Below are 13218 nucleotides of genomic sequence, written 5' to 3'. Positions count from 1 at the left end.
TGTCCGCAGGGACATATCGACGAGTGACGTCGCTCGTGCGGCCTCACAGCGCCTCCTGAAATTCCGCGACCTCGGGGAACTTCGCCTGCAACTCATTAAAATTGTCGGCAGCGTCGGTGCAGCGGAGCACCGACTCGAGCACCGCCGACGACGCGTATTGGGTGATCTCCCAGCTGGTCGTGTCGGGCGTGTAGTCGGGGCTGCAGTCGAACAGGAGGCTGGCGAACTGCGCCCCGCAGACGTCGTTGGCCTGGGCGATCTGTAAGAAGTCCTGGCCCTGAGTGTTCTTCAGCGAGCACAGGCTCGAGAAGGCGAGGTGGCCGGCGTCGGCGATGCCGACCAGTCGCTTGGGCGCGGGAGAGCTCTCGAAGCCCTCCTGCTGGCTCGAGTAGGCCACCACCTCGTCGGACAGCGCGCCGAGGATCAGCGTCGACTCGAGCGCCGCGCCGGCCTCGACGCCGCCGGCGGCCATCGGGATCAGCACGCGCGCCGAGCCGCCCGCGTCCGCGATCGCGCCGCCGCCGGCGCTGTGGCCGGCCATGGCGAGCCGCTCGGCGTCGACGTGTCCGGCCACGAACGCCAGGTCGCCGGCCGGGGCGGCCAGCGCCGCGACGAGCTGGCCGAGGTCGTCGGCCAGGTTCTGCGGCACCATCGGCACCCCGCACAGCGAGCCGAGCAGGTCCTTGAGCCACAGGCCCGGGTGGTCGGCGGCGAGGACGACGAAGCCGCGGCTGGCCCAGTGGACCATGTGCTCGAGCGACTGCGAGCGGAACCCGGCCGTGCCGTGGATGAAGATCACCGCGGGGTAGGGGCCGTGGTCGGCGTCGAGCGGGAGGCCCTGCCAGCACTCGCAGTCCTGCCACGGGTTGTCGGCGTCGGGCACCTTGCCCTGCTCGGCGTCGGGCAGGCCGGTGCGGATGTCGTAGCGGATCTTCTCCTGCCCGGCCTCGCTGCCGAGCTCGGCCGGATACCACACCTCGACCGTGAGGCCGCCGATCGTCACAGTGCGCGCGCCGACCGGCCACGGCCCCGGAAGCGACGTGTCTTTCGGGACAGGCAAGAACGAGCCGCCGGCGCAGCCGGGCACGTCGGCGCCCGCGCCGGTCGTGTCGTCGCCGGTCGACGTGTCGGCGGTGGTGGTCGTCGGCGCGGTGGTGGTGGGAGCGCCGGTCGACGTCGCGTCCGTGTCTGTGGTCGCGGTGGTCTCGCCGGTGGTGGTGGTGGTCGGGTCGGTCTCGGTGGCGGCGGCGCCCGAGCCGTTGCACGCGGCCGTGAAGAGGGTCAGCGCGAGAAGGCGACGCATCGGGGGACTCCTGGAACCGCGCGTCACGGCACCACAGGAGCACCTCCGCTGTCAACGTGGCATCCAGGCGACAACATGTCTCCGCGGACAGGTACGATTCACGCTTCGATCGCCCGAGAATTGCCGCGCGGGTCTCCGCAAGCGGACCGCGTGATCGCGGGATGAACGCGTCGCAGCGCGTACGAGCGCGCCGATGGGCCGCGCAGCAGGCACATGCGCACAATCGAACTGATGCATGAATCAGCTTTGCGGTTGATGGTTCGGGGCCCGGTGCGTAACCATCGCGAGCATGCGTCTCAAAAAACATAGTCTGTCCCCCTCCACGGCCCTGTTGTGCGTGAATCTGTTCACGTTCGCGGCGTGCAACACCGACGACTCGGCCACCGCGTCGAGCGACTCTGACAGCGACTCCGAGGGCAGCGGGACCCTGAGCTCGACCGGGACGCCGGCGACCGACACCTCGCCGACGACGACCACGCCGGTCACCGACTCGGACACCGGCACCACGACCAACGTGCCGACGACCAGCATCGGTCCCGGCACCGACACCGACACGACGGCCGGCCCGGGGACGGACACCAATACGAGCACCACGAACCCCGGCACGGACTCGACGACGAACACGACCACGGACTCGACGACGAACCCCGGCACGGACTCGACGACGAACACCGGCACGGACTCGACGACGAGCACCGGCACCGAGACCGACGGCACCGCGACCGAGACCGACGGCAACACCACCGGCGTCAACGCGGTGTGCGGCGACGGCGTCGTCGAGGGCGGCGAGGGCTGCGACAACGGGGCGGACAACGGCCCGGGCAAGGCGTGCAAGGCCGACTGCACCCCCAACGTGTGCGGCGACGGCGACAAGGGTCCGACCGAGGCGTGCGACGACGGCCCCGACAACGGCAGCCCGGACAGCAGTTGCACCGCGGCGTGCGAGGCCAACGTGTGCGGCGACGGCATCCTCGGGCCCGGCGAGACCTGCGACGACGGCGCCAACAACGGCGACGACAAGCCGTGCACCAGCGAGTGCGAGCCGAACGTGTGCGGCGACGGCAAGGTCGGCCCCGGCGAGGCCTGCGACGACGGCAACGACGACGACATGGACGAATGTACCAACGCCTGCGCCCTCGCCACCTGCGGCGACAGCATCGTCGCCGCCACCGAGCAGTGCGACGACGGCAACATGGTCGACACCGACGCCTGCACCGCCTCGTGCACCGCGGCCGCCTGCGGCGACGGCTTCACGCAGATGGTCAACAACGAGTTCTGCGACGAGGGCGACCAGAACTCCGACCAGAGCGACTGCACCTCGTCGTGCAAGGAGAACGTGTGCGGCGACGGCCTCGTCAACACCCTCGGCATGACCCCCGAGCAGTGCGACCTCGGCGAGGGTAACGGCCCCGGCAAGGCGTGCAACGCCAATTGCGAGACCAACGTGTGCGGCGACGGCGACACCGGCCCCGGCGAGCAGTGCGACGACGGCAACAACGTCGACGACGACGGCTGCAGCGCCACCTGCGTCCTGGAGATCTGCGGCAACAGCATCGAGGACGGCGCCGAGCAGTGCGACGACGGCAAGAACGGCAACCAGGACGACGGCTGCACCGACCTGTGCCTCCTCCCGGTGTGCGGCGACGGCTTCAAGCAGGTCAGCAAGAACGAGCAGTGCGACCTCGGTAACAACAACAGCAACACCGGCGCCTGCACCCTCGTCTGCAAGAACGCGGTGTGCGGCGACGGCTTCATCCGCAACGGCGTCGAGCAGTGCGACGACGGCGCCAACAACGGCAACACCAAGGCGTGCAAGGCCAACTGCACCAAGCAGGTGTGCGGCGACAGCTTCGTCGGCCCCGGCGAGGCGTGCGACGACGGCAACGCGATCAACAACGACACCTGCACCAACGCCTGCAAGCTGGCCACCTGCGGCGACGGCATCAAGCAGGGCACCGAGCAGTGCGACCTCGGCGCGAACAACAGCAACACCGGCGCCTGCACCCTGGCCTGCCTCCTGCCGAAGTGCGGCGACGGCTTCAAGCAGGGCACCGAGCAGTGCGACGACGGCAACGGCTCGAACACCGACGCCTGCCTCAACACCTGCAAGACCGCGGCCTGCGGCGACGGCTTCGTCAAGGCCAGCCCCGCGCCCGCCGAGCAGTGCGACGACGGCAACACCCAGAACGGCGACCTCTGCAACGCCAACTGCACCAAGCCGAAGCGCGTGTTCAACACCAGCACCAGCTGGAACGGCAACCTCGGCGGCATCGGCGGCGCCAAGGCCAAGTGCCAGGCCCGCGCCAACGCAGCCGGCCTCGGCGGCACCTGGGACGCATGGGTCAGCAACAACACCAGCAACCCGGCCAGCCGCTTCATCAAGTCGACCACCCGCTACGCCCTCCTCAACGGCCAGGAGGTCGCCCAGACCTGGGCCGACCTCGTCGACGGCACCATCGACACGCCGATCAACATCAACGAGTTCGGCGACATGTCCCCGCAAGCCGACATCTGGACCGGCACGGCCGCCAACGGCACCTCGCTCGAGGAAGACTGCAGCGGCTGGACCGCCAGCGGCGGCTTCCTCGTGATCGGCTACGAAGGCCGCAACAACATCATCAACGGCAATTGGAGCAACACGGGCCTGGTCAACGCGTCGAACTGCTCGACGACGCAGCGGCTGTACTGCTTCGAGCAGTGAGTCGAGCTGAGGACTGAGCTTCCGAGCACTTTAGAGTGCTCGGAAGCACGTGCGGCGACGGTCGACGATTCGACACGGTTTCGCCCTGCCTGCTCGATTGATCCTAGTTTCCCCAAAGGACATTGGCAGGTTGGGGCAGATCCCGCGATCTGCTCACGGAATCTCACGACGTCCATCCTCGCTCACGCCGAACGTCGCCTGCAAAACGCCGTTTGCATCATACTCATACTCGAAAGAGTAGGCCCATTTCAGCTCGCGCAAGACCGCCGTCGGGGGTCCGCCTGGCTGTCTTTGTTCGACGACGAACAAGCGGCCCGACATGGCTGCGGCGATACGATCGAGCGGGACGCCGAGATGTGGCGAGCCGTCGCCGGCTTCCTCGACCGCGTAGCAGCCGGGGGCCAATTCGGTCCCCGTATCCAGTTCTCGGTTGTGCGCCGCATAGCAGGCGAAACAGACCATGAGCGGCTCTCCACCGAACTCACGGACGTAGGCGCGACACAAGGAACTGCTGTGTAGGGACGCCTCGAGGGTGAGCGGGCCCCCCGGCAGCACAGGATGACTGTATCCACCCCAGCGCTGGAAAAGATACACCTCGCAGGGTTCCCCTTCGAGTCGCCAGGGGATGCGGAAGTCGTCCAGGTCGTCGCGCATGCGATCTTCCTTCCATCGTTGCGGCGATGGCCGGCCGCTGAGCATTGCGCCGAGGTTGCGAATCAGGCTGAAGAACGAGCGGAGCATATAGCTGGAACCGGCAAAACGGAGTCAGGGGGGTCCATGCGCGCCATTGCGGGTCAGAGCTCCTTGCTGACCGCAAGCAGTTGTTGGCGCAGCCACTGATGCGCGGGGTCGAGGTGGCGGCGCTCGTGCCAGTAGAGTTGCATGGAGAAGCGGGGGATCGGCAGGGGCGGCTCGTGGATCGTCAGCGGCAGGTGGGTGGCGAAGGCGCGGGCGACTCGTTCGGCGAGGGTGATCACGAGGTCGGAGCCGGCGACGGCGTGCGGTGCGACGAGGAAGTGCTGGACCATCAGCGCGACGCGGCGCGACAGGCCGCGCTCGGCGAGCAGGTCGTCGACGACGCCGCCGGGGGTGCCGCGCGGTGCGATGAATGCGTGCGGCAAGGCGACGAAGGTCGCGAGGTCGAGCTTCTTGCCGATCTGCGGATGGTCGCGGCGGGCGACGCAGACGAACCGCTCGCGGAACAGCCGGCGCTCGCGCAGGCCGGCGCCCACGTGCGGGCCGAGGGGGTCGGCGCGGGCGAGGCTGCGGTCGGGGGCGACGAGGAAGTCGAGCTCGTCGAGGCGCTCGAGCGGGCGCTCGAGGGGGAAGTCGCGGGCGACGAGGTCGACGTGCGGGGCGGTCTCGGCGAGGCGGGTCAGGAGCGGCGGCAGCAGGATGAATTGGGCGTAGTCGGCGAGCCCGAGCACGAACCTCCGCCGCGCGGTGGCGGGGTCGAACGCGGGCGGCGGGGCGAGCACGGACCGCACCGAGGTCAAGGCGTCGGCGAGGCGCGGCGCGAGGGCCTCGGCGCGCGCCGTGGGCACGAGGGTCTGCCTGTCGCGCACGAGCAGGGGGTCGCCGAGCAGCCGCCGCAAGCGGGCGAGCGCGTGGCTGGTGGCCGAGGGCGACAGGCCGACCCGCCCTGCCGCGCGCGCGACGTGGCGCTCGGCGAGCAGCGCCTCGAGCACGACGAGCAGGTTGAGGTCGAGCGCGGCGAGGTTCGGTTCGTCGTGCATGCCATGCATGCCGCGAGTGTACATGCTGCACTGGGAGCATGTCGCCGGCGGCGTTAGCTTGAGCCGCGGAGGCAAAGAACTCGATCATGTACGTCATCAGCGGAGTCACGGGGCACACGGGCAAGGTCGCGGCGGAGACGTTGCTCTCGCGGGGGGAGCGGGTCCGGGTCGTCGTGCGCGACGCGGCGAGGGGCGAGGCGTTCGCGGCCCGCGGGGCCGAGGTGGCGGTGGCCGATCTCGGCGACGCAGACGCGCTGGCCCGGGCGTTCGCCGGGGCGAAGGGCGCCTACGTGCTGCTACCGCCGAACCTGGCGGCGCCGGATGTGTTCGCCTGGCAGGCGGGGCTGCTCGCGGCGTTCCGCTCGGCGGCGGAGGCAGTGGCGCTGCCGCACCTGGTGTTCCTGTCGTCGATCGGCGCGAGCCAGCCGTCCGGGACCGGGCCGATCGTCGGGGTCCACCGCGGCGAGCAGGTGCTGCGCGGGCTGCCTCGCACGCGGGCGACGTTCTTGCGCCCGGGCTACTTCCACGAGAACGTCGCGGCGTCGCTGGGCACCCTCGCGGAGGGCAAGCTCGTGACGTTCTTCCCGCCCGAATTCCCGCTGCAGTCGGCGGCGACGCGCGACATCGGGGCCCTGGCGGCGACGCTGCTCCTCGAGGGTCCGACCGAGGACGGCGCGGTGGTCGAGCTCGGCTCGCCCGTGACGCCGAACGAGACCGCCGACGCGATCGGCCGGATCACCGGGCACCGGCCGGCGCTCGTCGCCCTGCCGGCGACGGAGCAGGCGGCGACGCTGCGCGGCCTCGGGGTGCCGCCGCCGGTCGCGGCGCTGTTCCAGGAGATGACGACGGGCTTCATCGACGGGCGCATCGCCTGGGAGCCCGGGCGGCGCCACGTCGCGTCGCAGACGTCGATCGAGGCGGTGCTGCGCGGGCTGCTGTCTCCGCCGCAAGCGCAGTCGTAGGCCGGTCGGCCTCGCACAGGCGCGCGCGGCTTCGACGTCATGCGTCGACAGGCAAACCGCTCTGCCTGGCGCGATGGGCGTCGATCCAGCGGCGCGCCGTGGCCTCGTCGCGGGCGAACTCCAATTCGAAGTGCTTGTTGCCGATGAGGCGCACGGCCTGAAAGAGCAGGCTCGTCACGGTGCGCATGGCGAAGTTGGCCCCGTACAGCGCGGCCGCGGTGGCGTGATGCGTCTTGCTCCACACGCCGATGGCGCGCCGCGAATCGTGCGGGATGCTGACCAATTGCGTCAGGTCGGCGAGCAAGTAGGCGCGGCCCATCTCGCGCGAGACCTGCCCCACGCGATCGAGCATCTGCCGCGTCTGCTCGAGGTCGAGCGAGCCGCAGATCTGCAGATGCACGACGTCACCCTCTCGCGTCAGTCGCACGGTCCCGCTCGAGGTCGACGCAGTCACTGTGGGGCACTATACTACAAGGCGACGACCGGCGTATGGCGCAAGACCCCGGCGACCGACGTCGTCGATCACCGGCGCCGGGTGGATCGCCGTATACGCCGAGTCGTCCGGGCTCGGCTCGTCTGCGGACCCGGTAGGGGCGGCAATGGACCGGGTAGATCCACCGAGGATCAAAGTGCTCAGGTGGTCGCTGCGCTCATCGCCGCGATCGAGGCGGTCTGGCGGGCCGTGACGATCGTCTGCATGTCGAGGAGCAGCTTGGCGTCGGCCAGCGTGCCGAGCTCGCCGGAGGCGCCGACGAGGCGGACGAACGCCAGGCTGGCGCCGAGGCTGAGGGCGTCGCGTTCGCTCAGCCACTTGAGGCGGGTGCGCAGGCCGGCCTCGAGCTCGCGGACGGTGGTGACGATGTTCGCGGCCGGCTGGGCGACGAAGCTGAGGATCGCCACCTCGTCGTACTCGCGGGTCCCGATCTTCGCGCCGGCGGCCCGGAAGGCCGCGAGCAGGCCGCTGAAGCGCTCGACGATCACCGGCGCCTCGACGCCGCCGAGGTACAGGATGTGGGCGGCAGTCTGCAGGGGATCGCCGCGCGACAGGCCGGCCTGCTCGTGCAGGGCCTTGTAGATCGCGTCGGTGCCGGTGCCGATCGCCGCGGGCTCCTCCGGGCGACCGACCAGCATGGCGCAGGCCGGGAAGTCCTCGGGTCCGGTCAGCCACCAGTGATGGGCCTTCATCGCCTCGTAGATGCCGTGGAGGCGCTCGACGTGCTCGTGCTCGATCCGTCCGAACAGGCGGCGCAGGACCAGCACCGCGAGGACCTCGTAGACGCCGCCGCGGCGCAGGCCGTCGGCGCGGAACATCTGGCGCACGCGCTCGAGATCGTCGAGGAACTCTTCGGGGTGCGCGTCGGCCTTGACCAGCTGGGCCGCGATGACCAGTCGCACCGACTCGTCGACGCCGGAGAACCACCCGAGCCGCTCGCCGAGCACCGCGCTGCCAGTGCGGGTGGACGCGGCGAGCCGTTTGGCGTCGCCCGGGGTCACGAGCAGGGTGATCGCGGCCAGGCGAATCGCCACCTTGTCCTGCATCCACCCGCGGCCGGCGTCGAGCGCGGTCAACAGCTCGTCGAAGCGCGCCAGCGGGTCGGGGGGCACCACGAAGCCGGGGTCACCATCGAGGTTGCGAAACGGCATGCGCGCAAGGGTACCCCCGTCCGGCGCGCGGCGGCCGGCCGGCGAGCTGCGCGCGTCGTGCGACCGGGCACACCTGCGTGATCGGGGGTGTCGCGGATCCGCCAGGGCGCGGGCTCAGGCGAGCAGCGCGGACATGTCGATGCGCTCGGGGAACTCGATGTCGAGCGCCTGGGCGATCGCGGAGTAGATGTGGCCCTCGGAGCAATTGAGGCCCGGAGTGGAATCACCCGTGCTGCCGTCGAAGCCGTAGGTCTCGCAGGTCGTCGGCTCGATGCCGCCGAACACGCGGTTGCCCTTGAGCAGCGGCGAGACGATCAGCGTGCCGTTGTTGAGCGAGTGGCCGGTGCCCCACGACTCCGCCTTGGCGGGCCGCGTCTTGTCGCGGCCGAAGTCGGTGGCGACGTAGATCAGCGACCGGTCCCACATCTTCCCGAGCGCGGGGTCGCCGAGGTAGTCGAGCTGCTGGAGGAGGTCGACCAGCGCGTCGACTGCCTTGAGGACGTGGCCCCACATCAAGTACTGGGCCATGCGGTGGTCGTTGTGCGAGAAGTCGAAGGCGATCGGGGTGGTGATCAGCTTCTCGTTGCCGAAGGTCGGCTCCTGGCGCAGGCCGATCGTGCTGACGCACGAAAGGCCGTAGTAGGCGAGGAGCACGGACAGCGCCGCCTGGGACTCCCACGGGTCGACCAGCAAGTTGGAGAACTTGCTGGCGAGCGTCGGCAGCAGCGGGCTCGACATCACGCCGTACTTGGGGTCGAGCAGCTCGGCCGGCAGGAGGGTCAGCCGGTCCATCATCTTCGCGGCCTCGAGGCGCGGCTGCACCTCGCGGCGGTTGCCGAGGAAGCGCTGCCGCCTCGGGCTGCCCGCGAACGTCTTGCCGAACATCGACGCGTCGTCGAGCTCCTCGCGGACGCCGCGCGCGCGCTCCACCAGCGCGCGGTCGGGGGCCCCGAGCACGCCCTTGACGCCGTCCATCGCCGCCGCGAAGCCGAGCGGGGAGGCGATGATCTCCGCCTGCGCGAACGCGGGGAGCGAGGCGTCGATGCCCGGCTGGATGTACCCGTCGTTGGCCATGTTGCAGTTCGGGATGATCAGGTCCTCGCCGTGGCGCAGCGCCATCGCCTCCATGAGCGTGCGGCCGCGGTTGATCCCGGCGCCGGTCACCGAGCGGTACTGGCCGACGTTATGGTTGACGCTGGTACATTCCTGCGTCAGCACCGTCATCCACCGGTGGTGTTTGGCGAGGAAGGGATCGAGGCCGTAGCCGAGCTCGTAGAGGTTACCGAGCAGGCCGACGGGCTCGACGTAGCCGGGGCAGCGGATGTTGCTCCCGGTCGGGGTGATGATCTTGGCGTCGTCGTAGACGTTGAGGGTGTCGGCCAGCGCGTCGTCGTCGACCTCGGTGCGGGTCACTGGCAGGAAGCTGTCGACGATGCTCGCCCCGCCCGTGGCGCACAGGATGAACAGCAGCTTGCGGTCCTTGTCCGCGGTGCTGCCCTCGCGCTCGGTGGCCCGGCTGAGCGCCGAGCCGAGCGCGGTCGTACCCATCGCTCCGGCCATCGCCAGGAGCATCTGTCGTCGCCCGATTTTGGTGGTCATGGCTTTTTGCTCCCGTCGCTCAGAAGAACAAGAATTCGCTCGAGGTGCCGATGGCGAAGCAGGTCAGCACGGCGAAGTCGTGGGCCGAGACCGGCTTGCCGGCGTCGTCGACGGCGAGCCCGCCGAGGGTCGTCAGCTCGTGGGGCTCCGGGTCGCGCGACAGCAGGCGGCGATACAGCGTCGTGACCGTGGCCGTGAAGGCGTCGTCGCCTTCGGCCGGCGCCTGGGCGCCGAAGTCGAGATCGGTGAAGACCACCGGCGCGCCGCCTTGGTCGAGGTTGGCCCGGTTGACGCAGGCGCTCATGACCACGCGATCGAGCACGATCGGCGTCGACACCAGGGTGTCGGGCAAGGGCTCGTAGAGGCCGATGCGCAGCGGGTCCGCGGCGCCGAGGGCGATGTGGTGGATCTCGCGGGTGCAGGAGCCCCGACCGAGCTCGTTGCACACGCCGTCCTCGGGCAGCTCGAGCGCGCGCATGAGGTCGCGCTGGAGCGCCGCGTTGCGCTTCCATTGCAGCTCGCCGCGCTGGGCCTGTCGGACCTCGTCGGAGCCGGTGTCCTCGGTGGTGCCGCCGTCGCCGCTGCCGCCGTCGCGACAGCCGCTCGCGAGCACCAGCGCCGGCAGGAGGGAATGAAGGAGAATGCGCGTGATCATCGTCGTGCTCCTTTCAGGGGATCCCGAAGGCGTCGGTGTCGACGAGGCGGTGCAGCAGGCGGTTGGCCGAGTAGCCGTCGGCGGGCATCGCGGTCCAGACCGCGTCGAATTCTTCGAGCTCGTCCGGCACGGGCTCGTGGCCGATGGCGTAGACGAAGAACACGTTGGCGAGGTTGCGCTGGAACTCGCGCGACTGCGACATCTCGCGGGCGAGGTCGACGAGGCTGTCGACCTTCGTGTCGAGCACGACGAACTCCGGCTGCGCCTCGTCCCACCCGGGGATGCGCTCGGCCGGGCGCTCGAGGCGGTACGTCCCGGTGCGGTTCAGGTGCTTGAGGTCGATGCCCTCGTAGTAAGCGAACGCGTACGAGAGCGGGTCGAGCGTCGAGTGACACTGGGCGCACGCGGCAGCGTCGACGCCCTTGGCGTCGATGTCGAGCGGCTCGCCCGCGACCGGCTTGATGCCCTGGTTCAGCGACAGGTCGAGCCCGAGGTATTCGCGGTAGGCGTGCCCGGCCGCGACGCGGGGGACCGCCGCGAACATGATGTTGAGCAGCAGGTTCCACTGGGTCGTCAGCATGCCGGCGCGGTGCTCCGGCGCGAGCAGCTGGCCGCCGCCGAACCCCATCGGCGGGTTGGAGATGATGCCGTCGACCTTCTTCCAGTTGCCGGCGTCGTCGCGGTTGATGTGGTATTGCGCGGTGAGCAGCTCGCGGGCGTCGCGGTCGCCGGAGAGCAGGTACTGCCACAGGCGGTAGTCCCACTGGTAGTCGGCGAGGGTGATCTTGTAGCCGCTGATGAGCACGTCGGTGTCGGGGCCGAGGGCCTTGACCGGGCGGATCTTCGGGTGCGCGAGCGAGGCGAGCGCTTCGTCGATCCAGAAGTCGGACTCGAGGCACTCGGCGAGCGCGTCGTGGATCGCCTCGAGCTGGGCCCCGCCGCCCTGCTCGGCGAACTTCTTCGTCTGTTCGTACGAGGGCGAGGCGCCGCAGAACAGCAGGCGCACGCGCTTGTAGGCGAAGGCCGGATCGTACTCGCCGATCGCGAAGCTCGGGTTCTCGGCCCCCTCGGGCGTCGGCCGCGGCATCCACTGCGACAGCGGATCGCCGGGGTCGGTGCCGAGCGCGATCTCCTCGCGGTTGCTCAGGCCGTCACCGTCGCTGTCCTCGTCCTCGATCGACCGAAGCGCCGAGGCGACGTTGGCGTCGAACTCGGCGCCCTTCAGCGCGGCGAACAGCGCCCCGCCGTAGGCGTTCCAGGCGACCGGCTGGGTCGACAGGTGGCACTTGTTGCACGTGATGCTGCGGCCCATGCACTCGGGCGCGTCGGCGTAGGTCTCACAGAAGGCGCGCGGGCCGGTGGGTCTGGCCCAGGCCTCGGTGGTCGCGAGGCTGACGCCGGCGAACGCCAGGAGACACCCGAGGTGCCTCGACAGCGCGCGAACGATGAAGACGGTCGGTGCCTGCATGGGGAAGTCGTCCGAGCACAGAGTACGCCACGAGGCGAGTAGCGACTACGCGACATGGAAGCGCTTCTGTGGTGCGCCGATGCTCCAGTACAATCACGGCCATGGACGCCCTGCTCGCCAACCTGCCGACCCTCCTGGTCCTCGCTCGCACCGGCTCCCTGACCGCCGCTGCGACCGAACTCGGCGTGCCCCGGAGCACGGTGAGCCGCCGCCTGACCCGGCTCGAACAGGACCTGGATGTCGTGCTTGCCGAGAGGAACACGCGCACTTTCACGCTCACCGCGGCCGGGCGCCGGCTGGCGACGGAGGCGGGGGGACTGCTCGCCAACCTGCGGACGATCTCGGATTCGGTCCGGGCGGACGCGGGGCAGATGCGCGGACGGTTGCGCTTCGCCATGCCGGCCGGCCTCGGCGGGGCGTTCCTCGGGCACTTGCTCGGGCACTTTCAGCGGCAGTACCCGGCCGTCGAGATCGAGATCGTGGTGACCGAGCGGCGCCCTCACCTCGTCGAGGAGCGCTTCGACGCGATCATCACCACCGAGGCGCCGCCGGAGCTGCCGTGGATGCGGCGCAAGGTCGGGGAGGCGCGCTTCATCGCGGTCGCCAGCCCGGCCTATCTCGCCGGCCGTCCGCCCCTGGCGAAGCCGCAAGACCTGGCGGAGCACGTGGTGCTGTCCGGTCCACGCGGCGTGGAGGGGCTCATGACGTGGCCGCAGCTCCGCGGCACCTCGCTGCCGGTGCGCCCGTGGCTGGTCACCAACGACCTCCCCTTGCTGCGGGTCACTGCGCTGGAGGGGCTCGGCGTCGCGCTGTTGCCGATGCACCTGGTGTTCGAGGACCTGGCGTCGAACGCTCTGGTGCGGGTGCTGGCGGAGGACATCGGCGCCTCGATCGAGATCATCGCGCTGTTCCTGCCCGAGCGCGCCAAGAGTCCGGTGCTGCGCGCCTTCTTCGCGGATGTCGCGCGGTACACGGCGGAACGCGACGCGACCCGCTCCGCCGCTCCGCCACCGCGGCGTGGTTCGCCGCGCCGCGTCGCGCCGTAGCCCGACCCGAACGGACGCTCGCGGCCGCGAACGGGTGGCGAGCTCCGGTGCTCGCGAAAATATCCATATGTCTGAATGGACATGTGATGTGATTCGCGCCGCGC

At 70.1% G+C, this 13218-nt stretch carries 11 protein-coding genes; 3 read left to right on the top strand and 8 right to left on the bottom strand.

Annotation, left to right across the window (positions count from 1 at the left end):
• Positions 1-43: 43 nt before the first annotated feature.
• A complete protein-coding gene (locus tag OV090_RS45510; protein WP_267711261.1) occupies positions 44-1303 on the bottom strand; it encodes a hypothetical protein in 1260 nt (419 codons plus the stop codon).
• A gap of 337 nt (positions 1304-1640) precedes the next feature.
• On the opposite strand from OV090_RS45510, the gene OV090_RS45505 reads away from it, so the two are divergent.
• Positions 1641-4004, top strand: a complete 2364-nt coding sequence (locus tag OV090_RS45505; protein ID WP_267711260.1) for a DUF4215 domain-containing protein — start codon at positions 1641-1643, stop codon at positions 4002-4004.
• 153 nt (positions 4005-4157) lie between these two features.
• Here OV090_RS45505 and OV090_RS45500 read toward each other — a convergent pair whose 3' ends face one another.
• Entirely contained in the window at positions 4158-4745 is a 588-nt protein-coding gene (locus tag OV090_RS45500; RefSeq protein WP_267711259.1) for a hypothetical protein, read from the bottom strand.
• A gap of 53 nt (positions 4746-4798) precedes the next feature.
• Entirely contained in the window at positions 4799-5740 is a 942-nt protein-coding gene (locus OV090_RS45495) for a LysR family transcriptional regulator (RefSeq protein ID WP_267711257.1), read from the bottom strand.
• A gap of 86 nt (positions 5741-5826) precedes the next feature.
• On the opposite strand from OV090_RS45495, the gene OV090_RS45490 reads away from it, so the two are divergent.
• Positions 5827-6702 carry an NAD(P)H-binding protein gene (locus OV090_RS45490; protein WP_267711256.1) on the top strand — a complete coding sequence of 292 codons (876 nt, stop codon included), beginning with the start codon at positions 5827-5829 and terminating at the stop codon, positions 6700-6702.
• A 37-nt stretch (positions 6703-6739) separates the two neighbouring features.
• On the opposite strand, the gene OV090_RS45485 is transcribed toward OV090_RS45490, so the two are convergent.
• The 5 genes from OV090_RS45485 to OV090_RS45465 all read right to left on the bottom strand — a co-directional run bounded on the left by OV090_RS45485 (position 6740) and on the right by OV090_RS45465 (position 12068).
• Positions 6740-7156, bottom strand: coding sequence for an STAS/SEC14 domain-containing protein (locus OV090_RS45485; protein WP_267711254.1), 417 nt, complete (start codon positions 7154-7156; stop codon positions 6740-6742).
• A 179-nt stretch (positions 7157-7335) separates the two neighbouring features.
• Complete coding sequence (locus OV090_RS45480) at positions 7336-8346, bottom strand: DUF4003 family protein (RefSeq protein WP_267711253.1); 1011 nt, start codon at positions 8344-8346, stop codon at positions 7336-7338.
• A 114-nt stretch (positions 8347-8460) separates the two neighbouring features.
• On the bottom strand, positions 8461-9945 hold the full coding sequence (locus OV090_RS45475; protein WP_267711252.1) for a hypothetical protein: 1485 nt from the start codon (positions 9943-9945) through the stop codon (positions 8461-8463).
• Positions 9946-9964: 19 nt separating this feature from the next.
• On the bottom strand, positions 9965-10600 hold the full coding sequence (locus tag OV090_RS45470; RefSeq protein WP_267711251.1) for a hypothetical protein: 636 nt from the start codon (positions 10598-10600) through the stop codon (positions 9965-9967).
• A 13-nt stretch (positions 10601-10613) separates the two neighbouring features.
• On the bottom strand, positions 10614-12068 hold the full coding sequence (locus OV090_RS45465; RefSeq protein ID WP_267711250.1) for a DUF1585 domain-containing protein: 1455 nt from the start codon (positions 12066-12068) through the stop codon (positions 10614-10616).
• A 101-nt stretch (positions 12069-12169) separates the two neighbouring features.
• Here OV090_RS45465 and OV090_RS45460 point away from each other — a divergent pair, with 101 nt between their 5' ends.
• Positions 12170-13114 carry a LysR family transcriptional regulator gene (locus OV090_RS45460; RefSeq protein WP_267711249.1) on the top strand — a complete coding sequence of 315 codons (945 nt, stop codon included), beginning with the start codon at positions 12170-12172 and terminating at the stop codon, positions 13112-13114.
• The last annotated feature ends 104 nt before the right edge of the window (positions 13115-13218 follow it).

It is taken from the genome of Nannocystis sp. RBIL2 (genome assembly GCF_026626745.1).
GTDB lineage: Bacteria > Myxococcota_A > Polyangia > Nannocystales > Nannocystaceae > Nannocystis.
This window is presented reverse-complemented; position numbering and strand designations above follow the sequence as displayed.

Coding starts and splice junctions, on each gene's coding strand:
- OV090_RS45465 (WP_267711250.1), bottom strand. CDS start 12,068: ATGCAGGCACCGACCGTCTTCATCGTTCGCGCGCTGTCGAGGCACCTC.
- OV090_RS45510 (WP_267711261.1), bottom strand. CDS start 1,303: ATGCGTCGCCTTCTCGCGCTGACCCTCTTCACGGCCGCGTGCAACGGC.
- OV090_RS45470 (WP_267711251.1), bottom strand. CDS start 10,600: ATGATCACGCGCATTCTCCTTCATTCCCTCCTGCCGGCGCTGGTGCTC.
- OV090_RS45495 (WP_267711257.1), bottom strand. CDS start 5,740: ATGCACGACGAACCGAACCTCGCCGCGCTCGACCTCAACCTGCTCGTC.
- OV090_RS45490 (WP_267711256.1), top strand. CDS start 5,827: ATGTACGTCATCAGCGGAGTCACGGGGCACACGGGCAAGGTCGCGGCG.
- OV090_RS45475 (WP_267711252.1), bottom strand. CDS start 9,945: ATGACCACCAAAATCGGGCGACGACAGATGCTCCTGGCGATGGCCGGA.
- OV090_RS45500 (WP_267711259.1), bottom strand. CDS start 4,745: ATGCTCCGCTCGTTCTTCAGCCTGATTCGCAACCTCGGCGCAATGCTC.
- OV090_RS45460 (WP_267711249.1), top strand. CDS start 12,170: ATGGACGCCCTGCTCGCCAACCTGCCGACCCTCCTGGTCCTCGCTCGC.
- OV090_RS45480 (WP_267711253.1), bottom strand. CDS start 8,346: ATGCCGTTTCGCAACCTCGATGGTGACCCCGGCTTCGTGGTGCCCCCC.